Source organism: Kriegella aquimaris, from assembly GCF_900103215.1.
GTDB lineage: Bacteria > Bacteroidota > Bacteroidia > Flavobacteriales > Flavobacteriaceae > Kriegella > Kriegella aquimaris.
On the sequence record NZ_FNGV01000004.1, the window covers coordinates 198,673 to 224,288 of the forward strand.

Annotated in this window: 19 protein-coding genes and 1 pseudogene; 7 read left to right on the top strand and 13 right to left on the bottom strand. The window is 40.0% G+C overall.

The genetic code is table 11. The features are described 5' to 3' along the window. Positions 1 to 492, top strand: coding sequence for a dihydrofolate reductase (locus BLS33_RS10990; RefSeq protein ID WP_089888897.1), 492 nt, complete (start codon positions 1 to 3; stop codon positions 490 to 492). 31 nt (positions 493 to 523) lie between these two features. Here the strand turns inward: BLS33_RS10990 and murI are convergent, their stop codons facing one another. Beyond that, positions 524 to 1,312 (bottom strand): glutamate racemase, encoded by a 789-nt coding sequence (murI, locus tag BLS33_RS10995; protein WP_089888583.1) that lies wholly within the window; start codon positions 1,310 to 1,312, stop codon positions 524 to 526. 10 nt (positions 1,313 to 1,322) lie between these two features. After that, on the bottom strand, positions 1,323 to 3,020 hold the full coding sequence (gene pafA / locus BLS33_RS11000; protein WP_089888585.1) for an alkaline phosphatase PafA: 1,698 nt from the start codon (positions 3,018 to 3,020) through the stop codon (positions 1,323 to 1,325). Positions 3,021 to 3,252: 232 nt separating this feature from the next. Between pafA and BLS33_RS11005 the strand changes: the two genes are divergently transcribed. Together BLS33_RS11005 and BLS33_RS11010 are read left to right on the top strand one after the other, a co-directional pair. After that, entirely contained in the window at positions 3,253 to 3,990 is a 738-nt protein-coding gene (locus BLS33_RS11005; RefSeq protein WP_089888588.1) for an MlaE family ABC transporter permease, read from the top strand. Continuing rightward, entirely contained in the window at positions 3,990 to 4,757 is a 768-nt protein-coding gene (locus tag BLS33_RS11010; protein WP_089888590.1) for an ABC transporter ATP-binding protein, read from the top strand. The genes BLS33_RS11005 and BLS33_RS11010 overlap by 1 nt, the downstream gene beginning before the upstream one ends. A gap of 15 nt (positions 4,758 to 4,772) precedes the next feature. Here BLS33_RS11010 and BLS33_RS11015 read toward each other — a convergent pair whose 3' ends face one another. From BLS33_RS11015 to BLS33_RS11025, 3 genes are all read right to left on the bottom strand, one after another. Next, positions 4,773 to 6,263, bottom strand: a complete 1,491-nt coding sequence (locus BLS33_RS11015) for a DUF389 domain-containing protein (protein WP_089888593.1) — start codon at positions 6,261 to 6,263, stop codon at positions 4,773 to 4,775. 2 nt (positions 6,264 to 6,265) lie between these two features. Next, entirely contained in the window at positions 6,266 to 7,348 is a 1,083-nt protein-coding gene (locus BLS33_RS11020; protein WP_089888595.1) for a mannose-1-phosphate guanylyltransferase, read from the bottom strand. Positions 7,349 to 7,429: 81 nt separating this feature from the next. Then, positions 7,430 to 8,080 (bottom strand): SprT-like domain-containing protein, encoded by a 651-nt coding sequence (locus tag BLS33_RS11025; RefSeq protein WP_394330901.1) that lies wholly within the window; start codon positions 8,078 to 8,080, stop codon positions 7,430 to 7,432. A gap of 96 nt (positions 8,081 to 8,176) precedes the next feature. On the opposite strand from BLS33_RS11025, the gene BLS33_RS11030 reads away from it, so the two are divergent. Then, on the top strand, positions 8,177 to 8,548 hold the full coding sequence (locus BLS33_RS11030) for a VOC family protein (protein WP_089888598.1): 372 nt from the start codon (positions 8,177 to 8,179) through the stop codon (positions 8,546 to 8,548). A 185-nt stretch (positions 8,549 to 8,733) separates the two neighbouring features. Next, positions 8,734 to 9,771, top strand: coding sequence for an AI-2E family transporter (locus tag BLS33_RS11035; RefSeq protein ID WP_089888601.1), 1,038 nt, complete (start codon positions 8,734 to 8,736; stop codon positions 9,769 to 9,771). A 32-nt stretch (positions 9,772 to 9,803) separates the two neighbouring features. Here BLS33_RS11035 and BLS33_RS11040 read toward each other — a convergent pair whose 3' ends face one another. The 6 genes from BLS33_RS11040 to porV form a co-directional block, all read right to left on the bottom strand. Continuing rightward, entirely contained in the window at positions 9,804 to 10,484 is a 681-nt protein-coding gene (locus BLS33_RS11040; protein WP_089888603.1) for an SDR family NAD(P)-dependent oxidoreductase, read from the bottom strand. A 1-nt stretch (position 10,485) separates the two neighbouring features. Next, entirely contained in the window at positions 10,486 to 11,553 is a 1,068-nt protein-coding gene (locus BLS33_RS11045; RefSeq protein WP_089888606.1) for a M28 family metallopeptidase, read from the bottom strand. 231 nt (positions 11,554 to 11,784) lie between these two features. Further along, positions 11,785 to 13,437, bottom strand: a complete 1,653-nt coding sequence (locus BLS33_RS11050; protein ID WP_089888608.1) for a pyruvate dehydrogenase complex dihydrolipoamide acetyltransferase — start codon at positions 13,435 to 13,437, stop codon at positions 11,785 to 11,787. Positions 13,438 to 13,441: 4 nt separating this feature from the next. Beyond that, positions 13,442 to 14,440, bottom strand: a complete 999-nt coding sequence (pdhA, locus tag BLS33_RS11055; RefSeq protein ID WP_089888610.1) for a pyruvate dehydrogenase (acetyl-transferring) E1 component subunit alpha — start codon at positions 14,438 to 14,440, stop codon at positions 13,442 to 13,444. Between the two features lie 201 nt (positions 14,441 to 14,641). Beyond that, entirely contained in the window at positions 14,642 to 15,124 is a 483-nt protein-coding gene (cdd, locus tag BLS33_RS11060) for a cytidine deaminase (protein WP_089888613.1), read from the bottom strand. A gap of 196 nt (positions 15,125 to 15,320) precedes the next feature. Then, positions 15,321 to 16,469 (bottom strand): type IX secretion system outer membrane channel protein PorV, encoded by a 1,149-nt coding sequence (gene porV / locus BLS33_RS11065; RefSeq protein WP_089888615.1) that lies wholly within the window; start codon positions 16,467 to 16,469, stop codon positions 15,321 to 15,323. Positions 16,470 to 16,908: 439 nt separating this feature from the next. Here porV and gldJ point away from each other — a divergent pair. Both gldJ and BLS33_RS11075 read left to right on the top strand, forming a co-directional pair. Then, positions 16,909 to 18,582: pseudogene (gene gldJ, locus BLS33_RS11070) on the top strand (gliding motility lipoprotein GldJ). 281 nt (positions 18,583 to 18,863) lie between these two features. Next, positions 18,864 to 20,141, top strand: a complete 1,278-nt coding sequence (locus BLS33_RS11075) for a UDP-N-acetylmuramoyl-tripeptide--D-alanyl-D-alanine ligase (RefSeq protein ID WP_089888617.1) — start codon at positions 18,864 to 18,866, stop codon at positions 20,139 to 20,141. On the opposite strand, the gene BLS33_RS11080 is transcribed toward BLS33_RS11075, so the two are convergent. Both BLS33_RS11080 and BLS33_RS11085 read right to left on the bottom strand, forming a co-directional pair. Continuing rightward, entirely contained in the window at positions 20,142 to 21,845 is a 1,704-nt protein-coding gene (locus tag BLS33_RS11080; protein WP_245731401.1) for an efflux RND transporter periplasmic adaptor subunit, read from the bottom strand. 2 nt (positions 21,846 to 21,847) lie between these two features. Next, positions 21,848 to 25,543: an efflux RND transporter permease subunit gene (locus BLS33_RS11085; RefSeq protein WP_089888619.1), complete on the bottom strand. Its 3,696-nt coding sequence runs from the start codon at positions 25,541 to 25,543 to the stop codon at positions 21,848 to 21,850. Positions 25,544 to 25,616 lie beyond the last annotated feature (73 nt).

Genomic DNA, 25,616 nt, shown 5'->3' on the forward strand with positions numbered 1-25,616 from the left:
ATGATTGCCGCCGCGGCCGAGAACAATGCCCTAGGTGCCAATAATGATTTACTTTGGCATTTACCGGACGATTTTAAGCGGTTCAAGCAAATTACCTCAGGCCACAAGATTATAATGGGACGTAAGACTTTTGAGAGCTTTCCCAAACCGTTGCCGAATCGTACGCACATTATCATTACACGTGATAAAAATTATACTGTTTCGCACAGCACATGCATTGTCATACATTCCCTTGAGGAAGCTATTGATTTAGTAAGAAACGAAGCGGTTTCTTTTATTATAGGAGGTGGCGAAATTTATAAACAAGGAGCGAAATTCGCCAATAAGATTGAACTGACACGGGTACATGCTTCATTTGAGAATGCAGATACCTTTTTTCCTGAAATAGATGAAAGTGAATGGCAATTGGAAAACGAGCAGTATCATCCCAAAGATGAAAGGCACAAATATGACTTCACCTATCTAACTTACGTCAAAAAACAAAGGAAATAAAAGCTGGGAAATCTAAAAAAAGTCAAAAAGCCTAAAAATCGAAATAGGCAGTCTCCACAGGCACTGGAACGTCACTTAGAAAGTGTCTTAATATATCAACATCGGCATTGGTAAAAAACTGATGCCCGCCCTTTGTTGTTGTATTGTTCAATAGCTTGTCACGTTCAAGTACGGTTTTGGTTTGTTTAGCCACCGCTTCTCCCGAATCGATAATCTGTACGTGCTCTGGGAGAAGTTTTTTTAAAACGGGTATCAAGTACGGATAATGCGTGCACCCCAAAACCAAATGATCCATACCATCATCTATCATAGGCTGCAGGTACTTTTTCAACAAGGCTTCAGTTTCATTGGTTTCTATTTTGCCTTGTTCGATCAACGGCACCAAACCGGTACCTTCCTGCTCTAAAATTCGTATTCCATGGGCGTGGTTTGCCGAAGTACTGCTAAAAAGACTGCTTGATAAAGTTCCTTTGGTGGCAAGAATACCAACGGTCTTCGATTTCGAGAGTAAGGCGGCGGGTTTAATCGCTGGTTCTATACCGATAAAGGATACTTCATACTTTTCCCGCAGCAAATCAATAGCATTTGTGGTTGCCGTATTACAGGCAACCACAATAAGCTTACAACCTTTTTCTATCAAAAACTCAGTGTTCTTTACACTTAGTTCAACAATACGCTCTTTTGACTTTTCTCCATAGGGAGCATTCTTGCTATCGGCGAGATAAATAGTGCTCTCGTGGGGCATTAGTTTTTGAATCTCTTTCCAGATAGAAGTACCTCCTACTCCAGAATCGAAAATACCAATAGGGCGCTTGCTCATTTTTTTAAGATTACTCCAAGACCTCTACAATGGGCTTTCCAGTAGTACCACTTGGAAAAGCAATACCCAAATGGGCTGCGATGGTAGCTGCGATATCCGGTATTTCCGTCCGAGCTACCGTGCTTCCCCTCTTAATTCCTTTTCCAAAGAACAATAACGGGGTATGTGTGTCATAGATTTGCGGAGAACCATGAGAGGATCCCGTTTTTGAAGAAGTAGTCGCTGGTTTCGGAACTATAAGTATATCACCCGAACGCTTTTGGTTATATCCGTTTTGCATAAGATAAGGCACACCGCGGGTATATTCGTTCTGCCACATTTGACAACCCGTAAAAACCCTTTCAATGTCTTGATATCCTAAAAGTTCGGCGGCCAAGGTCTCCTGTACTTCGCGAAGTTCCAAATCAAGATTCTTGATTACCTTATAATCTAGAAAAATTTGGCTATTCGACCTTTTTTTAATTAAGTCTGAAGTACCGTAGGTAAATTTCACAAACTCGGAAAACTTGGCGTCCATATCTTCAGATGTCGAATAACTTGCGGGCAACCGCTGATCCATGAGAAAAGAGGGTACATGGCCGGCTCCGTGGTCTGCGGACAAAAACACGGTGTATTGGCCCTCGCCGACTTTCCTGTCCAAGGCATCTAATAAACGTTTTAAATCTTGATCTAAACGAACATAGGTATCTTGAACTTCTTTTGAATTTACACCAAACTTGTGCCCAACGTAGTCGGTACTGGAAAAACTAACCGCCAAGAAATCGGGGTTCATGTCTTGACCTAAATTTTCTCCATCAAGAGCAGCAATGGCAAAATCAGCGAGAATACTATTGCCATAAGGCGTTGACTTTATAATATCAAACTTACCATTCTCGTCCCAAAGTTTTGGAAGGTCATGTGGAAATATGGGAGCCGTCTCTCCTTTAAAAAGTCCTTCAAAGGCATTATTGTCCGCACCGCTCTCTGAATACTCATTAATGTTCTTTAAGGTGGTCCATGGTTTTTTATATGTCTCCTTTACATTAGAGTTATTAAAATCTTGGACCCACTTTGGCAATGACTTCATATAGTAGCTACTGGTGATCCAATTGCCCTCATCGTTACCACGAAACCAATAGGCAGCATTGGCAGTATGACCGCCCGGAAGCACGGCACCACGGTCTTTTATCGACATGGCAATGGTCTTGCCCCGCATTTGTGTGCTTAACCGTAATTGATCGGTTATCGTGGAAGTCAATAAACGATGGGGCGACATTTTACCGTCATCCGAGGTCGTACCTACAGAAGTGTAACTATCATCACCAGCACAATATACAGTGGCACCTGATTCCTTATCATACCAATTATTCGCAATGATACCGTGTGTGGCAGGTGTTGTTCCTGTATATACCGAAGCATGCCCGGGGCCCGTAACGGTAGGCGCATAGTTGTAATGATTGTTCTTACAATTGAATCCATCATTTACCATACGCTTAAAGCCCCCTTCATTGTAGTCGTCCCAAAAACGGGTGATATAGTCGTAACGCATTTGATCGACTACGATACCGACCACTAATTTCGGGGTAGTTTTTAAATTGACTGCTTGTTCACCTTTGATTGCTTGTTCAACTGCTTTTTTATTTTTTGATTTTCGCTGTCCATAACTTTCAAAAGGAATACATGCCAAGGCAACGAGTAAAATCAGTACAAAAGAATTTTTTAAGGTCATAACTATATATATATTTTCAAGCTATAAAAGTAAATAAAATACCTCTTAAAAGATCAATGATAAGTTGACGGAATTTTGTAGTTTTTAAACACTTTTCCTACTCGTCTTATAATGGTATTCGCAACAAGTGATTTGATAAATGTAACGCATAATTTTTCTCTTAAAACATCAAAACACAAGTCGAGTTCATTCTTTATTGCTATTTTTACGTCAATAAGCCTATTATCAATTTATGAACTATCTCGCATCGATTGGCAGTTATGCCCTTATGATCAAGGAAGTCTTTAGAAAGCCTACCAAGTGGAGCATAATGAAATCACTGATTTTAAAAGAGATAGACGAGCTCATCTATGGTTCAATGGGCATAATAATTTTCATTTCTTTCTTTATCGGTGGAGTTGTTGCCATACAGACAGCACTAAACCTTACCAACCCGATCATTCCAAAGAATCTGATTGGCTTCACCACAAGGCAATCTATTATATTAGAATTTGCTCCCACTTTCTGCTCCATTATTATGGCCGGAAAAGTAGGTTCGTATATTACATCAAGTATTGGCACCATGAGGGTGACCGAACAAATCGACGCTCTGGAAGTTATGGGGGTCAATGCTTTGAATTACTTGGTTTTTCCTAAAATTGTAGCGCTGATGCTATATCCTTTTATTATAGCTATAGCCATGTTCGTTGGTATTTTTGGCGGATGGATGGCAGGGGTCTTTGGCGGATTCTTGACCAGTGCCGACTTTGTTGAGGGTCTTCAACTCGAGTTTATTCCCTTTCACGTAACCTATTCCTTCATTAAAGTCTTGGTATTTGCCTTTGTACTTGCTACCATTCCTTCATTTCACGGATTTTATATGCGTGGCGGCGCACTGGAAGTAGGCAAGGCCAGTACCACATCTTTTGTTTGGACAAGTGTGGTTATCATTATTTTAAACTATATTCTCACACAACTCTTATTGGGCTAATGATAGCGGTCAACGACATACACAAATCTTTTGGTGAAGCCCATGTACTCAAGGGCATAACGACCACTTTTGACCAAGGAAAGACGAACCTTATCATTGGTCAGAGCGGTTCGGGAAAAACTGTTTTTATAAAATGCCTGTTGGGGTTATTTACACCAGAAATAGGCACTATCAGCTATGATGGCAAAGTGTACACCGAACTTTCTGCAGACCAACAACGTGAATTGCGTCAAGAAATGGGCATGGTATTCCAGGGCAGCGCCCTATTCGACTCAATGAGCGTTTCCGGTAATGTGATGTTTCCTTTAGAAATGTTTACCAAGCAGTCAAAATCAGAAATGCAAGATCGCGTTGATTTTGTATTAAAAAGGGTAAACCTAGTTGATGCACATCATAAATTTCCTTCTGAAATTTCAGGTGGAATGCAAAAAAGGGTGGCGATAGCCAGGGCTATCGTTATGCACCCCAAGTATTTGTTTTGTGACGAACCAAATTCAGGCCTCGACCCCAAAACAGCTATCTTGATAGACAATTTGATTCAAGAAATTACCGAAGAATATGACATTACTACAGTTATCAATACACATGACATGAACTCTGTCATGGAAATTGGGAAAAAAATTATTTTTTTGAAAGATGGCCTAAAAGAATGGGAAGGCACCAACAAAGAAATATTTAAGACCGACAACGAGGCGGTTACCAATTTCGTATACTCATCCGACCTATTTAAAAAGGTGCGGCAGATGTATATCGAAGAACGTAATTAACAGCGGTCACAGAGATTATTCAGTGCTCTCGGTCGTAGCCATGGTCACCTCTTTCAATTGAATTTTGTTGTCTTTTAATCGCAGTTTTAGCCAATCGGTCAATTTTACTGCATCTTTTTGTTTTTGCTCCTGTGCCACTTCCGGTTTCCACTTTACTTCGAAAACGGGAATAGTATCCAATGTATTAAAGTCTGTGGTAATGGTCTGGGAATAGCTCAAAGTCAATAAATTCTCATAATTGGCGCGGGCCTCGGCACTTATCTCTGCAAAGGGAATCTGGTTGGCCGCTAATTTCTGCAAACGTGACAACTCCGATTCAAGCAGTTTGATCTTATCGTCCTTTCCAAGTAACTGGTTTTTTTGTGACTCATAAAGTTCGTTCACGTATTTGAATTGGTCGACCTCGGCACTATTTGACCCTTGAATTATTCTTAAATCACATTGGGTAAGTTTAGAGAATTCCTCCTTTTGGGCATTCCAAGTATCTATAATATTCTCCGGAATAGTTTCATTCCCCATAAAAACCAATTCTATCGAAGAATCTTTACCATCGTTATATTCAATAGTTGAAAAGTCTTTTAAAAATCTACCACCCTTTGAAAATTGATAGGGCATTATTTTTTCTGAAATAAAATCATTGGCCTGTTTCTTAAAACGTGATTCCTGAAAAACGTTATAAAAAGTATACCCTGCCGGAATCATAACCAAAATCGCTATTATTGAGGCGATTCTTGCCGTTCTTCTTCTTTTTTGCGAATTGGCGTACCGTACCATAGGAAAACGCAAAAGCTTAATTATCAAAAAGGTCGCTAGCGCTATGAAAATAGTATTGATGGTAAACAAGTACATCGCCCCCATGGCATATTCAAAATTACCGATAGCAATTCCGAAACCAACGGTACATAAGGGCGGCATCAAAGCCGTGGCAATAGCCACACCAAAAATAACAGAGGCTATGGTGCCTCTTTTGGCCCGAGCGATAACGAGTGCCAAACCACCAAAAAAGGCAATCAGCACATCACGGATATCTGGTGCTGTTCGCGCCAAAAGTTCAGACGATTCATCACGTAGGGGAAAAACTGCAAAAAACAGATAGGCCGTCAAAACACTTAGGACTACCATAACGGCAAAGTTCTTTAGAGAACGGCGTAACGTATCGATATCGTTAATGGCCAATGACAAACCTACACCTAAAATAGGACCCATAAGCGGGGAGATTAACATCGCACCAATCACTACGGCCGTAGAATTCGCGTTCAACCCAATAGAGGCAATGAAAATCGAACAAATCAAAATCCATGAGGTATGCCCTTTAAAGGGAATATCGGCTATTATAGCCTCTTTGGTCGCCTCTTGATCCGTATTGGGCCGAATATCTAAAAGGTCGTGTAGAAATACTTTAGTGCTTTCTAATAGCCCTTTAAAATCTCTTTTTACCTCTTCCCTACTTTCGATAGGTTCTTCATCAGGGGCAATGCCTTTGTTTTCTTCTGCCTTTTCACTCATACTTATGCATATTTATCACCAAAAGCATCTTTTACCTTTCCTAAAACCTGTTTGATATCCTGTTCCTTGGATTTCGGATAAATCAACAATACTTCCTCTTTGTCAACAATAATATAATCTTTCAAGCCGTCGACAACCACAATTTTATCCTTGGGTGAACGGATCATATTTCCCGAAGCATCTTGTGAAATAACTTTACTATTTACGATGGCATTCTGGTTCGAATCTTTGTCCAATTTATCATATAGCGAGCCCCAGGTTCCCAAATCGTTCCAATCGAAAGTTGCCGGAAGCACAAAAATGGACTTTGAATTTTCTAAAATGGCATAGTCGATCGATATGTTCTCAGCCTTCGGATAATTCTCCTTAATAAAGTCCCGTTCTTCTTCTGTATTGTAACATGACCTGCCCGATTCGAAAAGCTGATATTGTTTTGGCTGATAATTTTCAAAAGCGTCAACAATGGTTTTCACACTCCACATAAAAATACCGGCATTCCACAAGAAATTCCCTTGAGCTAAAAACTCCTTTGCCGTTTCATAATCGGGCTTCTCACGAAATTGATGCACTTTTTTGAGGTCTGAACTGCCCTCCTTCTCAAATTCGATATAGCCAAATCCGGTATTCGGAAAGGTTGGTTTTATCCCCAACGTACATAATACTTCTTCATTTCCACACTTCTCAAAACAGGTCGTGACATCTTTGGCAAAGGCATCTTCGTCCTCTATCCAATGATCACTAGGAGCCACAATCATTACGGCATCGCTATTCATTTTTTGAATTTTGAGCGCGGCATATAAAATACAAGGTGCGGTATTTCGCATAGCGGGTTCCAAAACTACTTGCTCTTGGGTAACCAAAGGTAGCTGCTCCAACACAAGATCATTATACCGCTCATTGGTCAGTATTAAAATATTCTCGGTAGGCACAAATTTATTCAACCGTTTGAATGTCTTTTGAATAAGGGTGTCGCCCGTACCCAACATATCGTGAAACTGTTTGGGGTATGACGATGTGCTTATCGGCCAAAATCGCGAGCCAACACCACCGGCCATTAATACTGCGTAGTAGTTTTTATTTTTCATTTCTTATTTTTAGTCAAAATTAATCAGTTATTCGGTATATCATGTATTTATTAAAACTTATGCCAATAACAAAGTTAGAAATCACTCTTTGATCAGTTCAACTTCTGCATTAGGTTGAAATAAATACAATCGCCCCGTAGTCACTTCAACACATTCGTACCGCTTTACCCGTTTGTTGCCCTTCTTAAATAATTTTCCATTGTAAATACGAAAAATGCTTCCTGAAGGTATTTGAAAAACGTAGGTTTTATCGGTGTGTTGTACATCGAACTGTTGCAACGCAATAGACAATCGCGCATCAGTGCTACTGCTGGCTTTTGGATTTTTGAAATGCCGTGCCAGTAGTGGCAATAGCTGGTTCGGAAAAATCTCTGGGCGTATATAGGGTACCATTAGATATTGAAACGTATGTTTCCATTCCGCCCCATGCGGTTTTATTCGGCGACCATATTTCTCGAAAGCTACCAAATGTGCGATTTCATGAATCAAGGTAATTAAGAATCTGTATTTATTGAGGGTCGCATTTACCGTGATCTGGTGCCTACCACTGGGTAATCTTCTATAATCGCCATGCCTTGTGACGCGTTCGTTCACTATTTTCAAATGAACTCCCGTCTCCTCAATAAGGCTAAAACAAGGCTTTACTGCTCTTTCAGGTAAATATTTGATCAATATCTTGTCCACTGTGGCAAAAATAAGTTTTATTAAATGGGAAAAACAAACTGTGGGCATCCATAATTTTTTTTTAACTTGGAATAATCTAAATTGGAATGTAAACAGATGTATGGGAGACATTGTCCTTAAACATCATTCACAAAAATAAACATCATGAAATTAGGCGCATTTTCAGTAAGTCTTTCTGTAAAGGATATCAAAATTTCCAAGTTATTCTATGAAAATCTCGGATTTACAGTTTTTGCAGGTGATTTGGAAAAAAATTATCTGATTATGAAAAACGGGAATGCCCTTATCGGATTATTTCAGGGTATGTTTGAAAATAATATCCTAACCTTTAACCCTGGGTGGGATGAAAATGCAAATGAACTTGAAGAATTCGATGACGTAAGGAAAATTCAAAAGACACTTAAGAACAAAGGGCTGAAATTAGATAGCGAGGCAAAGGAAGATACTTCAGGACCTGCAAGCATGATGATAACCGACCCAGATGGAAATGCAATACTAATTGACCAACACGTATAGTTTTTTTGAAATTCAAAATCAGAATACTGAAATCTCCGCGTGTACTATTCCTGATTTTTTATTGAAACAACAAAAGTTGCCGTTTTTTTGATTTGTAAGCGCAAATCTTCCCATATTTCTTTGATTTCAGCTCAGCAGTATATTTCTTTCATTTACCTTTGCAAGTCTTTATATCAAAGCATTCAATGAACAATTTGAGAACCACCAATAGGTTATTACTGATAATAGTAATTCCGCTTGTATTTTACTTATTGAAGATACTTTCCTTTATTCTCGTTCCTTTGGTATTTTCAATGTTTATCGCCCTGTTGTTTTTACCCCTAATGCGTTGGCTACGTAAAAAACGGCTGTCACAAGGGGTAAGTATCTTTATTGTGGTACTCATTATAATAGGAGCCCTCAAAATTGGAGGTGAACTGGTGCAGCTTTCAAGCCGCGAAATACGGGCTACCGACGAAATATTCTTGGCAAAGGCAGAAACTAAGCTTGAAACCCTTCTGATATCAATAGAAACTGTATTTGGAATTCCTTATGCGGAAGACGAACCTGTTCTAAACCATTTTATCGACAGGGATTATGTCATGAAAAATTTTGGATCGACCTTAGGTTTTATTGGGAATTTTCTCACGATGAGTTTAATGACCGCCTTTTTTGTTGTTCTTTGGTTAGCTGAGTCGATCAATGTTCAAAAGTTATTGAATTCTACCATTTTAAAACAGAAACACGCTTCTGTGAAAACATTCATGAAGATTGAAAAAGACCTCATCACTTTTATAAAAGTTAAATTTTTAGTGAGTTTGGGTACCGGCATCGGCATCGGAGTGGCATGTTATTTCTTTGGCGTAAGTTTTCCTATTTTTTGGGGTCTTTTCGCCTTTGTAATCAATTTTGTGCAAATGATAGGCTCTTTTATATCTGTAATATTGACCAGTATTTTTGCTTTTGTGGAATTGGATACAACCGGTCATTTGTTATTTTTCGTTCTAATCATAACAGGCGTACAGGTGCTATTTGGAAGTATTCTAGAGCCTATTCTAATGGGTAAATCGTTTTCCATTAACATTATTACGGTTTTGGTAATGCTTATGTTATGGGGGTTCATTTGGGGTATCCCAGGGTTGATCATGGCCATACCATTGACCGTTTTTCTAAAAATAATATTGGAACAATTTCCGCAGACACAACTTATAGCCCGCTTAATTTCAGGCAAAGGAGCCAAATAGAATTTTGGTGAGAAAGTATTCGCGAGCTATTCTTAGGGAGTACTATTACTTACCTGTAGCAATTTTCCGTTGTATAACGTATGTCCTGTCAAAGCGAATTCTTTAATATATGAAGCCATTTCGAGCGGCGTGGTAGGCGCTTGATATCCTGGGAATGCCTCCTGTAACATTTCAGTTTGCACGGCACCCAAGGCCAACACATTAAAAGAAGGACCTGTTTCCTTAAACTCCTCCGCCCAAAGTTCCGTTAGCGTTATGACCGCAGCCTTACTACTGCTATAAGCGGAAAGCCCAGGAAACTTTACACTACCTTGCACTCCCCCCATTGAACTTATGGTGACGACATGACCGTTCTTTGGCATCTTGGGAATAACTGTTTTCGTGATTTCCGCCACCCCAAAAACATTTACCTTATAAACCTCCTCGAACTCCTTCAAAGTAGTTTCCAAGAAAGGCTTATTAACCAATTTTCCAGCGTTGTTGATTAGTATATCAACGGTGTTCCAATGATCGTTCAAAAACGTTTTTAGTTTCTCCAAATCAATAACGCTGAAGAGGTCAAATGAAAAAGAAGATATATTCTTATGGTTCAAAGCGGCTATAGGCGCAGTATTTCTAGAAAGTGCCAAAACCTGGTGCCCCTCATCTGCGAAAAGCTTTGCCATTTCAAAACCGATGCCCCTACTAGTACCTGTAATTATAATGTTTGCCATATTAACGATGCCAAATAATCTCTTTGATAGGTGAATTCGAAATACCTTTTAAAACTGGAATACTTTTGTTTATTATGGATGCCATATGGTCAAAATCCATCAAGGCGTTTTCATCACCTACCTTGTGATAATGATTGAAATTAGTAAAGTCGAAGGTACAAAAAGTTTGGGCAGGCACATTAAATTCAGTAAAGAAGGGATAGTTATCAGACCGTTGAAAAAGATTCATGTCGGCTGCCGAAGGAAGAAAGCCGAACAGTTTTTCTTTTGCATATCGGTTGCATATTTCCGCCAAGTTAGAATTTCGGTAACCGGTCACGTACATATCATAATTTCTCCCTGCCAAGGGCACTCCTACCATTTCAAAATTTAACATGGCATAAAGGTTCAAATTCTGTGCTTTCAATTTCTGAGCTAGGTGCTTAGATCCTACAAGCCCTTTCTCCTCGGCACTAAAGAGTGCGAAAATTATACTACGCCTGTTATCATGTGTTGCGCCAAAATACCGGGCAAGTTCTAACACGGTTGTTGTTCCTGAGGCATTATCGTTAGCTCCATTGGCTATACTATCACCATTTTCTTCGGCCAAAGTTCCTATATGATCATAATGCGCACCAATAATAATAAACTGCTTTTTAAGCAGCGGGTCATTCCCTTCGATAAATCCAACAACATTAAAAGCCGGTTGATCAAAATTGACCAAAGTATCGCGATAAGAAGAAAAATAAGGGGCTATCCCATTTTCTTTGAAACTTGTCTCGATAAAATTTGCGGCCTTGGCTATACCTTCACTACCGGTCTCACGACCCTGTAATTCGTCAGATGCCAAGAAATTCATTATTTCCGCTACTTCTTCCTTACTGGAAAAGTCTTTTTGCGCAGTGATGGGACTTCTATTTGATAAGCTTTTCTCTTCAGGCAAGTCACCATCTTTAGTTTCCGCTATAATATTCGTAATTGCACTTGAACCTTGTCGAGCAGTTTCGTTCAATGCGACTTCTTGCTCCACCTTAGAACTACCGCAACTAATTAAAAAGCCCAATAATAATACTGTGTAAAATGTTTTCATTTTAAAGAATTTTTATGCCTATTAAACTAAGGGGATGGCACAACTCACTTTTATCTATTCGATTATGTTGAATTTACAACAACCAATCGCGAAAGGTACGGGTAAGTCGATAAAACTAAAAATGAACAGGCTCAAAGGCAGTATCTTATCGTTAAAATGACGGAGCATTGTTTAAAAACAGAAAACATCCGCCAATGGCGGATGTTCAAATCATAATTCGTTATAAAAAGACTAGGCCAACATAGTAACCGGGTTTTCTAAAAATGACCGTAGTGTCAACAGAAACTGAGACCCAGTAGCCCCGTCAACCGTTCTGTGATCACAAGCCAATGTTACCGTCATGGTTTTACCTACCACAATTTCACCTTTCTTAACTACGGGTTTTTCAACAATAGCGCCTACCGATAAAATAGCCGAATTTGGCTGATTGATAATCGATGTAAACTCTCGTATACCGAACATACCCAAATTAGAAACTGTAAAAGTACTTCCGTCCATTTCGGCAGGAGTCAGTTTTTTAATTCGAGCCCTACCGGCCATATCTTTTACCGCGCCACCTATTTGTGAGAGACTCATTTGGTCAGAGAACTTTAATACCGGAACAACTAGACCATCTTCAACTGCAACTGCAACACCAATATGCACATGATGGTTATAACGCATTGAGTCACCGTTCCATGTGGTATTTACCTGTGGATGCTTTTTCAAGGCCATGGCACATGCTTTTACCACCATATCATTAAATGATACTTTAGTATCGGGCAAATCGTTGATTTGTAATCGCGATGCCCATGCATTATCCATATCGACTTCAATAGTCAAATAATAATGGGGAGCCGTGAATTTAGATTCACTCAATCGTTTCGCAATGGTCTTACGCATCTGCGAATTCTTCACATCTTCAAAACCTTCTTCACCAACAGGTAGATTTATTGGCGCAGCCGCCTTACTGCCAGCTGTCTCCTTGGGAGCTATAGTCTCAACTTTGGCAGGCTGTTCTACAGGTTTAAAGTTTTCAATGTCTCTCTTGGTTATTCTCCCATTATCACCGGTACCTTGAACATTGCTTAAATTAATACCTTTATCTTCTGCCATCTTTTTGGCCAAGGGAGATACAAAAATGCGCTGTCCGTCGTTTACTGGTTTTGTTTCTGAACCAGAAGTAGATGTTTGCGTTTTTTCTTCAGTAACCTTAGCAGGTTTATCTTTGGAAGGAGCCTCTTTCGGAGCACTTCCCGCATTCAATACAGCATCAACATCGGTGCCTTTCGGGCCAATAATCGCCAACACTTCGTCGACTGGTGCAGACTCGCCTTCTTGAATGCCTATATATAATAAAGTACCGGAATAAAATGATTCGAATTCCATGGTAGCTTTATCAGTTTCGATTTCGGCCAAAATATCGCCTTCCTCTACTTCATCTCCTACTTTTTTCAACCATGACGCCACCGTACCCTCTTCCATGGTATCACTCAATCGAGGCATCTTAACCACCTCTACACCCTCAGGAATCTCTACCGCCGGGGACTGAGCATCAGTATCATTAGTTGCAGTTGTCTCTTTTGCTTCCGTATCTTTTTCAGCAGCCTCAGAACCGGTATCTGCAGATGCACTTGCTCCATTCAACAAACTTGAAATATCTTCTCCTTCTTCACCAATAATTGCTAAAAGTGAATCAACAGGGGCGCCATCACCTTCTTCGATACCAATATATAACAAAGTACCCTCATGAAAAGATTCGAATTCCATGGTTGCTTTGTCAGTCTCGATTTCAGCTAAAATATCTCCTTCTTCAATCTTATCTCCAACTTTCTTAAGCCATTTTGCAACGGTACCTTCTTCCATGGTATCGCTCAATCTGGGCATGTTTATTACTTCTGCCATCTACCTATTGTTTATGTTGTACGAATGGATAATCTTCCTGCTCATAGACCATATCATATAATTGATTTACCGGAGGGTAATCAGACTCTTCGGCGAACTTCTCGCATTCAGAAACCTTACTCTTGACCCGCTTGCCCATTTCTTTGATTTCATCCTCGGTCGCGTAATTATTTTCCTTTATCACCGTAAGCACTTGGGATATAGGATCGATTTTTTTGTACTCCTCGACTTCCTCCTTCGTTCGATAATGCTGTGCATCTGACATCGAATGGCCACGATAGCGATAAGTTTTCATTTCTAAGAAAGTTGGTCCACCACCACTTCTAGCTCTTTCGATAGCTTTGCTCATTTCTTGCGCTACGGTAACGGGATCCATTCCATCAACAGGCCCACAAGGCATTTCGTAACCTAGGCCCAATTTCCAAATTTCTGTAGAATGTGAAGTTCTGGCTACCGAAGTTCCCATCGCATACCCATTATTTTCGCAAATAAAAACAACTGGCAACTGCCAAAGCATCGCGAGGTTCAAGGCTTCATGAAAAGAACCCTGTCTAACCGCTCCATCACCCATGTAGCATAATGTTACTGCATCTCGTTTGAAATACTTGTCCGCAAAAGCAATACCGGCACCTAAAGGTATTTGTCCACCGACAATGCCGTGACCTCCATAAAACCGATGTTCCTTTGAAAAGATATGCATCGACCCTCCCATTCCTTGAGATGTGCCGGTTACTTTTCCATAAAGCTCTGCCATTACTCTTTTGGGATCAACCCCCATTCCTATGGGCTGAACGTGGTTTCGATACGCGGTTATCATTTTATCTTTGGTAAGGTCCATGGCATGCAAAGCACCTGCCAAAACAGCCTCTTGCCCATTATATAGATGAAGAAATCCGCGAACTTTTTGCTGAATATATACTGCAGCAAGTTTATCTTCAAACTTCCTCCAGAACAACATGTCTTCATACCACTTCAGGTAGGTCTCTTTGGTTATTTTTTCCATTAATCGGTGTTTAGTTTAAATTTTCTAGGCTTCGCATCGACTTTAACAGCATCAAGATAGCGAAAATCAGGAAACAAAAATACACATATAAATGAATCGATAAAACAATAAAGTCAAAAGCTTGACGGAAAAACAAACACGGGGCACGCCCCTTATCTTATTGCGAAATCAAAACAACAGGGTTATTCTTACATTAATTCACTATAAAAATGAATTGTCAAAGGCAAGTGGAAGAATGTCTGCAAGCGAATTACATACGACCACCTCACCAGTCTCTCCCATTAAAAACAGTTTGATCGGGCTTCTTTGTTTCACCTCGTATTCGGAAATTGCTTGGCGACAATTACCGCAGGGAGCTGCCGGTTTATCGACAGTATAGTTCTTCGATGTAGCTGAAATCGCGATACACTTAATCGAAATTCCCGGATATTTTGCTCCTGCTTGAAAAATTGCAACCCGTTCTGCACATAAACCAGAAGGGTACGAGGCATTTTCTTGATTGTTACCGATTACAACTTCCCCGTTTTCCAATAGTACCGCCGCACCTACTTCGAAGTTTGAATATGGTGCATAGGCATTTTTCCTAGCTTTTACTGCCAATCGCATCAGTTCTTGGTTGGCCGAAGACAACTCTTCGATTGTATCGAACACGGTTAGTTCAATAGTTATTTTTTGTTTTCTCATTTAGCAAAAACATTAATATTCGGTTATTTCACTAAGCATATACGCATCACCTTTCGCTGGGGAAATTCTGCAGGCAAAAATGCTTATGTTAGTCTTTAAAATTACTTTATTTCTTTAGGACCCCAAATACAATAAATTCAAGAATAAAAAAGCCTGCATGAGCAGGCTATGAAATTGGTATTATGAATCTGTTTACTTAATCATTGTAAAATTCATCACCTAAATTGAAGGTAAGTGAGAACCGTAACGTATTTTCTACAGGGTTGCGCACTTTAGAGGCCGAAAACAAATAGGCCAAATCAACCTGGGCGGACTTAAATTTAAATCCGGCACCCAAGGTAAAGAACTTACGATAACCTTTTTCTTCGCTCTCGTTAAAAAATCCCGTTCTCAGCATAAACGCATCTTGATAGGTATATTCGGCACCCAATGCCCATGTAAATTCTTTAAGTTCTTCCCCAAAACCATCAGGGGCATCACCAAAAGATTTAAAGACCCCACTAAAAAAACCGATATCTTGATATTCATCATTATCGGCACTATCGAGTTGTCCGTCACCATTAAAATCTTGAGGTGTTGGCACTAATAATTTATTGAATTCCGAGGTAAGTCCAAGAACATTATCTTGATCCAGAATAAAATCAAAACCTACACCAAACTTTAAATTGGTAGGTATGAAATTCTCTTGCCCATTTTCATCATATGCAATCTTACCTCCTAGATTGGAAAGGTTAAATCCCGCCCTCCAACGACCATCAAAACTATTATAAGCGATCTCTCTTGATCGATAATAACCTGAAACATCTACCGCGAAAGTACTTGCTGCTTTTGAATCTATTGATCCTTCTTGAGGTAATTTCAAATTCGACCGAATATATCTCGCACCTACGCCCATTGAAAATGTTGGGCTCAATTTTAAGGAATAAGAACCATCAAAGGCCAATTCATTCGGTTTTACTATCGTTCCCCCATCATCAAGGGTTTGTCTTAGTTCTATTTCCCCTAAGGTAAAATAGCGTAAACTAAGCGCAAACGCGCTTTGGTCATCAATTTTATTATAATAGTTTGCACTTAATAGTCCGATGTCGGCGATGACACTTTCCAAATAGGGTGTATAACTAACTCCTATGCCCATTTTTCGCTCGGCAAAAGCAAACTTTGCAGAATTCCATTGTTGCGAAAATGCATCAACAGATGTGGCGACTCCCATATCAGCCATCCCAGCAGATCGGGCGTCGGCTGCAATAGTCAAAAAAGGAACTGCAGTTGTTATTACCCTTTGTTCTTCTTGGGCCGCTAGTTTGAATACTGTGGTCAAAAGTAAAAATACTGCTAATTTCTTCATCTTTTAGTGTCAAAGTTTTGGTTCCCTGTTACAAAGTTCTTTGATTTTGAACTACACATGTAAACGAGCATTTACCGATTATCTTATATAGCGAATACATTATTTTTTGAATTCGTGACGAACAACATATAAATTCGGTCAAAAATATCGATTCTTCGGTTTAAAATTAGTTTTTTAATCCTTAACGGTACTATTTGATCGTTGATGTGGAAAAGAAAACCGATTGTTCATACTATATTGCGTTTTGATCCGTTATGAAGATTAGAAACATCGTTGTGATTTTGAAAGGATGTTCAACCCGATTTAAGATTTTTTTTTCGGAATAAAATATTATGTGAAAATCACCGTTTTATATGCCGAAACTGATGCTAAAATTAATCAAAATACAAATTCCAGACTACCTTGTCGTAGTTTATTTATTTGAACTCAAGACCTTATTATGAAAAAACAGTTTATAAAAATTGTACTTTCTTGTGCAGTAATAGCGGGAGGTTTTTCAGTTACAAGCTGCAAAAAATCATCGTCATCTTCCAAAAACGTATCGAGGGCTACTGGATGGAAAATAAATGCCAAGGAAGGTGGTTTCCAGTACAATACCGATTTTAAAGAGCAAGAAACTGCTCCTGGTCTGGTATTTGTTGAAGGAGGCACATTCACCAAAGGTCAGGTTCAAGATGATGTAATGCACGACTGGAACAATACACCGAGTTCGCAACACGTTCAGTCTTTTTATATGGACGAAACCGAAGTCACCAATGTGATGTATTTAGAATATCTTGACTATTTGAAGAGTGTTTATCCTCCCGAAAACCCAAAATATACAAACATTTATACCGGAGCACTTCCTGATACCTTGGTATGGAGAAACCGTTTAGGCTTCAATGAGACCATGACCAATAATTATTTACGACATCCTGCATACGCCGAATATCCGGTAGTGGGTGTTAACTGGATTCAGGCTACATAATTTGCAGAATGGAGAACTGACCGTGTCAACGAAGTAATGTTGGAAAGGGAAGGCTATCTTTCTGAAGATGCTAAATATCAAGCAGCGACTGGAGAAGTGCAAGGAACGTTCAGTACCGAAGCTTATCTAAATAGACCTGAATCAGTTTACAACGGACAAATCGATTCGCTTCAAGGCAAAATGAAAAAAGACAGCACCAATACCTTTGCAAAAAGAAGTAGCGGTATCATAATGCCCGAGTATCGTTTACCAACAGAAACGGAATGGGAGTATGCTGCGCAAGCAAATCAAGGCAGTCGTGAATACAACAACTATAGAGGTAGAAAAAAATATCCTTGGGATGGCGAATACACAAGAAACGGACAACGTGTCGGTCGAGGTGATCAATTAGCCAACTTCAAACAAGGAAAAGGTGATTACGGTGGAATCGCAGGATGGTCCGATGACGGAGCGGATATCACCGCACAAGTAATGTCATATAAGCCCAATGATTTAGGATTGTACGACATGGCGGGTAACGTTTCTGAGTGGGTAGCCGATGTTTATAGACCCATAGTAGATGATGAAGTAAGTGATTTCAACTACTACAGAGGAAACATCTACATGAAATCTGCTATTGGTAAAGATGGGAAAGTGACCATACTAAGAGATTCTATAATCTTTGATACCTTACCGAACGGTAAAGTAGTAGCCGTAAATTTGCCAGGTGAGATAAAAATGGTTCCAGTAGACGAGCAGGAAACTTATCTAAGAACTAATTTCTCGTCAAGTGACAACAGAGGATACCGAGATGGTGACCCAGGTTCATCGCGTTTCTTCGATCGATTTAGCGATGAAGATGAAGAACAAGACGATTCTAAAAAAATGTACAATTCACCGAAACACACAGTTGAACGTGATGCAGACGGAAACCTTAATCGTCAGTATGACACTTCTAATGACAGAACCACATTGATAAATGATGAAGTTCGCGTCTACAAGGGAGGTTCTTGGAGCGACCGAGCGTATTGGTTGGATCCAGCACAAAGAAGATATTTACCACAATATATGGCCACAGATGATATCGGTTTCAGATGTGCCATGTCAAGAGTTGGCTCTAAATCTAAAACAAAGAATAAGACCCCACGTGGTAAAAAAGCAAAGTAAGCTTATACAACATAAGAAAGGAGGCCTTGATAAAATCGAGGCCTTTTTTGTTTCCGACCCCTTGGGTTGCGAAAAACCGTAAACCACTCTTATGCTGACAGATACAAAAAACAAATTATCAGCCAAAGGCCCTTTCAACATAAAGCCATTAAAAGAATTAATTGCCTTTAATAGGGTACAGGTTATCCAAAAAGCAACTATTTTTATGCATTAAATAAACAGTGACCGCTGGTCACTGTCAAACTTTAAATATTTATTTTTTCCTTCTACGACTTTTATAAATGACCATACCAGAACTACATTCGTTATTTTTGAAATCTCCAAATATTTCCACTGACACTAGGACGATTGGTGCCAATTGTATCTTTTTCGCCTTGAAAGGTGATAATTTTAATGGAAACAAATATGGCGCTCAAGCTCTTGAGAAAGGAGCCGCATATGTTATACTGGACGAAAAAGAATATGCCACCTCAAACACGTTCATTGTTGTAGACGATGTATTACAAACACTTCAAGAATTGGCGACTTACCACAGAAATTATTGCGAGGCCAAAATAATCGCTTTGACGGGCAGCAACGGTAAAACCACCACGAAAGAATTGATAAACGTCGTACTCTCCAAAAAATATAAAACCACCGCTACAAGAGGCAATTTAAATAATCATATTGGTGTACCGCTGACTTTGCTGACCATTAAGAAAGATACTGAAATAGCTATTGTTGAAATGGGCGCCAATCATTTGGAAGAAATTGCTTTTCTCTGTAAGATAGCGCAGCCCGATTTCGGATACATTACCAATTTCGGTAAAGCTCATCTTGAAGGGTTTGGCAGTCAAGAAGGAGTAATCAAAGCAAAGAGTGAGCTCTACGACTATTTAATTAGAAATGACAAGTCTATTTTCATGAACGCCGATGACTCCGTTCAAATGGCCAAGCTAAGCGGTTATATAAAGAAATATGGTTTTAGCACTGAGAAGCAAAGGTTTCATAAAATCGAGTTTTTTGGCGCTGATCCTTTTGTAAAACTCAAAACCGAAGACAGTATTATATCTTCCCAATTGGTCGGAAGCTATAATTTCACGAACAGTGCAGCCGCAGTGCTTATCGGTAAATATTTTAATGTGTCATTACCGGATATTAAAGCTGCGATTGAATCTTATGTTCCTGAAAACAATCGCTCTCAAATAATCAAGAAAAACAGCCATAAGATTATTCTCGATGCCTATAACGCCAATCCTACAAGTATGGAAGCAGCTTTACAGAACTTTGATGCGATGGGGAATAATCCTAAAGTTGCATTCTTAGGCGACATGTTCGAGCTCGGCAAATCTGCGGCACAAGAGCATCAATATATTGCCGACTTGGTCGCTAAAATGAATATTGAAAAGGTATTTCTGATAGGGGAGAATTTCTTCGAAGTAAAAACGGCACATCAAAAATTCGATTCATTTGAGGCCATATCTTCTTATCTCGAAAAAGAGTCTCTGCCAGCAAAAAGCCATATTCTTATCAAAGGATCAAGAGGAATGGCCCTTGAGCGGCTATTAAACCTTCTATAATTATTGAATGGTTTTTGTGACACTTCCACAGGTCAACATCATATCTCCAAAATAAGGATTTCTGACTTGATCTTGGAAGCTCAACCAATTACCCCCTTTATTGCCATCTGCCATAGGACAAAACTGAACATATATTGGCTGGTCAAGGTCACTGAAGTTAGAGGTGATGGCCACCATACCCTCGGACAGTGGCTTAAAATATTGTCGCTGTACTTTGATATCATTAGTTTCTGAAATATGCTTAGCATTTGTCTTGATATTTTCGAGCGGTATTTGTACTGCTTCCTCCAGCATCGTATTATCAATTTCGTTCAATTGCGATAATAACACCTTTGCCTTTTCCATCGATTTATCGGCATTAGTTGCCACCAAGGCGTCCTTTAAATCAATATAAACATGTATGGCCTTCGTAAATTTATTTATAAAATCCCCCTTAAAATGCATGGCATCCGTATGACCATCCATCATAACCTCATCGGTTTTGACTGACATTTTATTACTCATCATCGATTTCTTACCTTGCAACTGAGCGGCGGCGTCAACCGTAAATGTCCCATTGACCACAACCTCATCCCCGTTTGACAATCCACTCAAAATAACATACGAATTACCAATGGCGTTGCCCAAGGTGACTTCGGTCATCTCAAATACAGGAAGATCTGGATTGGGTTTGATATAAACCAATGATCGCTTTCCTGTCCACAAAACAGCTGATTTCGGCACAGTCAGGGCCTGTTCATCATCGACTACTTCTACTTGGCCCTGTACGAACATTCCGGGCTTCAATAATTGGTCTTTATTATTCAAAGTTACTCTAACCGAAACTGTTCTTAGCGCATCGTTCAGAACGGGTTCTATAAATGAAATTTTCGCCTGCAACTCATCATTAAAGGCATTGGATACTATAGTGATATTCTGGCCTTGCTTTAATGCTGTAAGCTGATTCTCATAGGCGTCAAAAACCGCCCATACCGTATAGAGATTAGATACTTTATATAATGGATCACCTACTTTATACCAATTGCCTTCTGTCGCTAAAACCTCGGTAACCGTTCCTGAAACATCTGAATAAATGGGGAATTTCATCATGGGCTTTTTCGTCCGAAGAACTTCATTAATCTGTTCGTCCGTCATTTTCCAAAGTCCTAATGTATTACGGGCGGCATCATATAATTTCTGATGCGAATCTTTATATGACGCTGAAGTTAACAACTTATCTTGGGCAAGGTAAAGATCAGGTGAATAGATATACCCCAATTGTTGTCCCTTCTTTACATATTGGCCAACATAATTGACATTCAATTTTTCTATACGACCATCAAATACTGTAGTTTGAATACCGTTGGTCTTTTCATTGGCCGTAATTTTTCCGGAAAGTGTGAGTTGATTGTTCTGTAGTTCACCCATTCCCACCGTGATTGTTTCAATATTGGCAAGTGCTAGGGCTTCCTCAGACATCTTGAATTGGTTAGTAACCATGGTCGACGTTTCCGAGGGAATCAAATCCATGCCGCACAACGGACAACTCCCCTTTTCAGGAAGCATAATTTGAGTGTGCATAGAACAGGTCCACATTACACTATTTTCAGAAGTGACCTCATGCCCATGTTGCTCGGCATGATTGCCAGAGTTTCCAAAAATGAAATACCCCAATACTAGGCCGACTGCCAAAACTGCTAAATATGTACCATATTTTTTTATCATGGTCATTTAATTTTATGCTTATTTTCCGATACCAAAGTCCATTCTTTGTACCAGCTAAAGAGAACGGGCACAATAAACAAAGAAATCAGAGCGACCAACATACCACCAAAGCTAGGAATAGCCATAGGAATCATAATATCGCTTCCCCTACCGGTAGCCGTCAAAATGGGCAACAGCGCCAAAATGGTCGTCGTGGTAGTCATCAAACAGGGGCGAATACGCTTTTTTCCCGCTTCCAATACGGCTGCTCGTATCTGCTTTACATCCGTTGGCGTATTTTTCTCAAAAGTCTGTTTCAAATATGTTGCCATTACCACTCCATCATCTGTAGCTATGCCAAAAAGCGCTATAAATCCCACCCAAACGGCAACGCTCAAATTCACGGTTCCCATATTGAAAAGTTCTCTTATGTTCATTCCGGCAACACCAAAATTCATAAACCAAGATTGACCATATAGCCAAAGCAGTATAAAACCTCCTGCAAAGGCCACAGCAACACCTGTGAAAACCATTAATGAAATGGATACTGAACGAAATTGTAGGTACAGTATCAAAAATATAGCCAATAAAACCAAAGGTACTACAAAAGACAAGGTTTTCTCGGCGTGTAATTGATTCTCATAGGTACCGGCGAATTGATAACTAACACCCTGAGGAACTTTTATTTCATCGTTGTCAATACTTTTCTGTATTGCCCCTTTGGCCGCCTCAACAACATCTACTTCTGCAAAATTGTTTTCTTTATCGAACAAGACATAGCCGACCAAAAAACTGTCTTCACTTTTGATAACCTGTGGCCCTTGTTCATATCGAAGGGATACCAACTCCGAGAGTGGAACCGATGTACCATTCGATAAAGGCAGATAAATATTCTGCAAATCTTCTGGGCTTCCTCGAAGTTCCCTCGGATAGCGCACCCGTATACCATACCGCTCCCTTCCCTCAACAGTTTGCGAAAGCACTTTGCCGCCAACGGCAACTTCCAATACCTCTTGTACCTCGGAAATGGAAACCCCGTATCGGGATATCTTATCGCGATCGATATCAATCAGAAGATAAGGTTTCCCCACTATACGATCGGCAAAAACAGCCTCTTTCTTTATACCTGGAACTTTCTTCAAAATGGATTCCAGTTCCAATCCGAATGCTTCTATTTCCTTTAAATCTTGTCCCTTTACCTTTATCCCCATAGGAGCACGCATCCCCGTCTGCAACATCACCAGCCGAGTTTCTATCGGTTGTAATTTAGGTGCCGAGGTTACCCCTGGCAATTTCGTTACAGCCACTATGGCGTCCCAAATGTCTCCTTTGTTCTTTATTTCCGGTCTCCAATTTCTATAAAACTCCCCACCCTTTTCTTCGATAAGGTCTTTTGCATCGTATCCACTTCCAGAAGTAACAAATGCCCCACTTTTAGTTTCAAAAAGTCCATCTGCATTCGTACGGAACGTAATGGGATTTTCATTTGCGTCCAGCATAAATTCTGGCTTATAAAAAATAACATTTTCGTACATGAAGAGCGGGGCCGGATCTAATGAAGATTCTGCCCGACCTGCCTTTCCTACGACAGTCTCTATTTCGGGAAGCTGACCAACGGCCATATCCAACTGTTTTAATACTCGCTTGTTTTCACTTATTCCGGCATGGGGCATTGAAGTCGGCATCAAGAGATATGCTCCTTCATCCAAGGAGGGCATAAATTCCTTCCCTGTATTTCCCATAATCAAAAGCCCTAACACCAATAACACAGCAGGAATGCTCAAAAACCATAACTTGTATTGCAGCGCCCATACCAGAATACGTTCGTAATACTGTTTGAACAGCAGAATGCCACCGATTACGATTGCACAAAGCACCGCGACAAAAAATAAATTTGCAAAGGTATTGTTGCCGTAACCCAAGGGACGCCAATAATACCCCAACAAAATTATGATAACCAACACACTCCAAATCATTCGGAATAATTGTACTTGTGTTTCCGTAATTTTTTGAAGTTTTCCCAGCAAGCCAATTATCCCAAAAACTATGAGTATACTGCTCAAGTAGTTACCGAAAAACAGGCCTGCAATTCCTAAAACAATAATTAAAATATTGAAAGCCAAAACCATTCCATTGTTCAAGCGCTTTTCGCGAAACAACTGGGCAGCAATCGGTGGAATCAAAAACAAAGCAATAATCATCGAAGCGGTTAATGCCGCCGTTTTAGTAAATGCCAAAGGTGTGAACAATTTTCCCTCGGCACCGGTAAGCGTAAAAACTGGAATAAAGCTAATGATAGTGGTCAGACCAGCCGTAAGAATAGCCCCCGAAACTTCGGTCGTAGCGGTGTAAACCACTTGATCAACAGTTTCGTTATCCTTCTTTAAATCGAGATGCCGTACAATATTTTCTGATAGAATAATTCCCATATCGACCATAGTACCTATAGCTATGGCTATACCCGATAACGCCACAATATTTGCATCAACCCCACCAAGCTTCATGGCAATAAAGACCATTAAAACCGCAATGGGCATCAAGCTCGAAATTAGTATGGAAACGCGAAGATTAAATAACAAAACGAGAACAACCAAAATGGTAATCAACACTTCGTATGTCAGTGCTTCGCCAAGGGTATTCAACGTTTGTTCGATCAAGACCGTACGATCATAGAAAGGTACAATTGTAAGTTGCGAGGTTCTCCCATCTTTCAAAACCTTAGATGGCAGCCCTGGTGCAATTTCCCTTATTTTTTGCTTTACCTTATCAATGGTCTGCATTGGATTAGCCCCGTATCGTGAAACCACTACTCCGCCGACTACCTCGGCTCCGCCTTTATCAAGAATACCTCTGCGCTCGGCTGGTCCCATGGTAACCCGAGCAATATCTTTGATACGAATAGGGGTGAAATTCGTGGTTCTAACCTGTGCGTTTTCAAGGTCTTCTATACTCTTGACATATCCCAATCCGCGAACAAAGTACTCCGCTTGGTTAATCTCCAAAGTCTTGGCACCCGCATCTTTGTTGTTCTCTTTAACAGCTTTTATAACCTCTGAAAGGGTTACCGCATATTGCCGCATCAACTCGGGATCGACATCTATCTGGTATTCTTGAACATAACCCCCTATCGAAGCTACTTCTGAAACCCCACTTGCCGAAGAGAGCGCATTTTTTATATAAAAATCTTGAATACTACGGATGTCGTGAAGATCCCACCCACCGGTGACATTCCCTTTTTCATCTCTACCTTCCAAGGTATACCAAAAAATCTGGCCCAAGGCCGTGGCATCAGAACCAAGGGTCGGTTTGACCCCATCGGGCAGAACATTTGATGGCAGTGCATTTATTTTTTCCAAGATTCGACTCCGGGCCCAGTAAAAATCTACACCTTCTTCAAAAATGACATAGATACTGGAAAAGCCGAACATCGAAGAACTTCGAACCGTTTTAACGCCGGGAACGCCCAGCAAATTGGAAGTTAGGGGATAAGTAATCTGGTCTTCGATATCTTGAGGTGATTGTCCGTCCCATCGCGTATAGACAATTTGTTGGTTTTCCCCAATATCTGGAATGGCATCAACGGACACAGAATCTTTGGGTAAAAAGTCGACCCCCAGATTAAATGGCGAATGCACAGCACCCCAAATCAAAAACAACCCCAGCAAAATAAAAGCTATGAGTTTGTTTTCAATTAAAAATTTAATGCCTTTGTTCAGCATGTTCAAGGATTATACGAACTTCTAAAAAAATTCAGAAACTACCGCATTTATCAACGCTCAAAAATAACAAATG

Excerpts from the sequence above, each read along its gene's own strand:
- pafA (WP_089888585.1), bottom strand. The coding sequence starts at position 3,020 with ATGACCTTAAAAAATTCTTTTGTACTGATTTTACTCGTTGCCTTGGCA.
- murI (WP_089888583.1), bottom strand. The coding sequence starts at position 1,312 with ATGAGCAAGCGCCCTATTGGTATTTTCGATTCTGGAGTAGGAGGTACT.
- BLS33_RS11050 (WP_089888608.1), bottom strand. The coding sequence starts at position 13,437 with ATGGCAGAAGTAATAAACATGCCCAGATTGAGCGATACCATGGAAGAA.
- BLS33_RS11045 (WP_089888606.1), bottom strand. The coding sequence starts at position 11,553 with ATGAAAACATTTTACACAGTATTATTATTGGGCTTTTTAATTAGTTGC.
- BLS33_RS11015 (WP_089888593.1), bottom strand. The coding sequence starts at position 6,263 with ATGAGTGAAAAGGCAGAAGAAAACAAAGGCATTGCCCCTGATGAAGAA.
- BLS33_RS11030 (WP_089888598.1), top strand. The coding sequence starts at position 8,177 with ATGAAATTAGGCGCATTTTCAGTAAGTCTTTCTGTAAAGGATATCAAA.
- BLS33_RS11020 (WP_089888595.1), bottom strand. The coding sequence starts at position 7,348 with ATGAAAAATAAAAACTACTACGCAGTATTAATGGCCGGTGGTGTTGGC.
- BLS33_RS11040 (WP_089888603.1), bottom strand. The coding sequence starts at position 10,484 with ATGGCAAACATTATAATTACAGGTACTAGTAGGGGCATCGGTTTTGAA.
- BLS33_RS11080 (WP_245731401.1), bottom strand. The coding sequence starts at position 21,845 with ATGATAAAAAAATATGGTACATATTTAGCAGTTTTGGCAGTCGGCCTA.
- BLS33_RS11035 (WP_089888601.1), top strand. The coding sequence starts at position 8,734 with ATGAACAATTTGAGAACCACCAATAGGTTATTACTGATAATAGTAATT.
- BLS33_RS11005 (WP_089888588.1), top strand. The coding sequence starts at position 3,253 with ATGAACTATCTCGCATCGATTGGCAGTTATGCCCTTATGATCAAGGAA.
- pdhA (WP_089888610.1), bottom strand. The coding sequence starts at position 14,440 with ATGGAAAAAATAACCAAAGAGACCTACCTGAAGTGGTATGAAGACATG.
- BLS33_RS11025 (WP_394330901.1), bottom strand. The coding sequence starts at position 8,080 with ATGCCCACAGTTTGTTTTTCCCATTTAATAAAACTTATTTTTGCCACA.
- porV (WP_089888615.1), bottom strand. The coding sequence starts at position 16,469 with ATGAAGAAATTAGCAGTATTTTTACTTTTGACCACAGTATTCAAACTA.
- BLS33_RS11085 (WP_089888619.1), bottom strand. The coding sequence starts at position 25,543 with ATGCTGAACAAAGGCATTAAATTTTTAATTGAAAACAAACTCATAGCT.
- BLS33_RS11010 (WP_089888590.1), top strand. The coding sequence starts at position 3,990 with ATGATAGCGGTCAACGACATACACAAATCTTTTGGTGAAGCCCATGTA.
- BLS33_RS10990 (WP_089888897.1), top strand. The coding sequence starts at position 1 with ATGATTGCCGCCGCGGCCGAGAACAATGCCCTAGGTGCCAATAATGAT.
- BLS33_RS11075 (WP_089888617.1), top strand. The coding sequence starts at position 18,864 with ATGACCATACCAGAACTACATTCGTTATTTTTGAAATCTCCAAATATT.
- cdd (WP_089888613.1), bottom strand. The coding sequence starts at position 15,124 with ATGAGAAAACAAAAAATAACTATTGAACTAACCGTGTTCGATACAATC.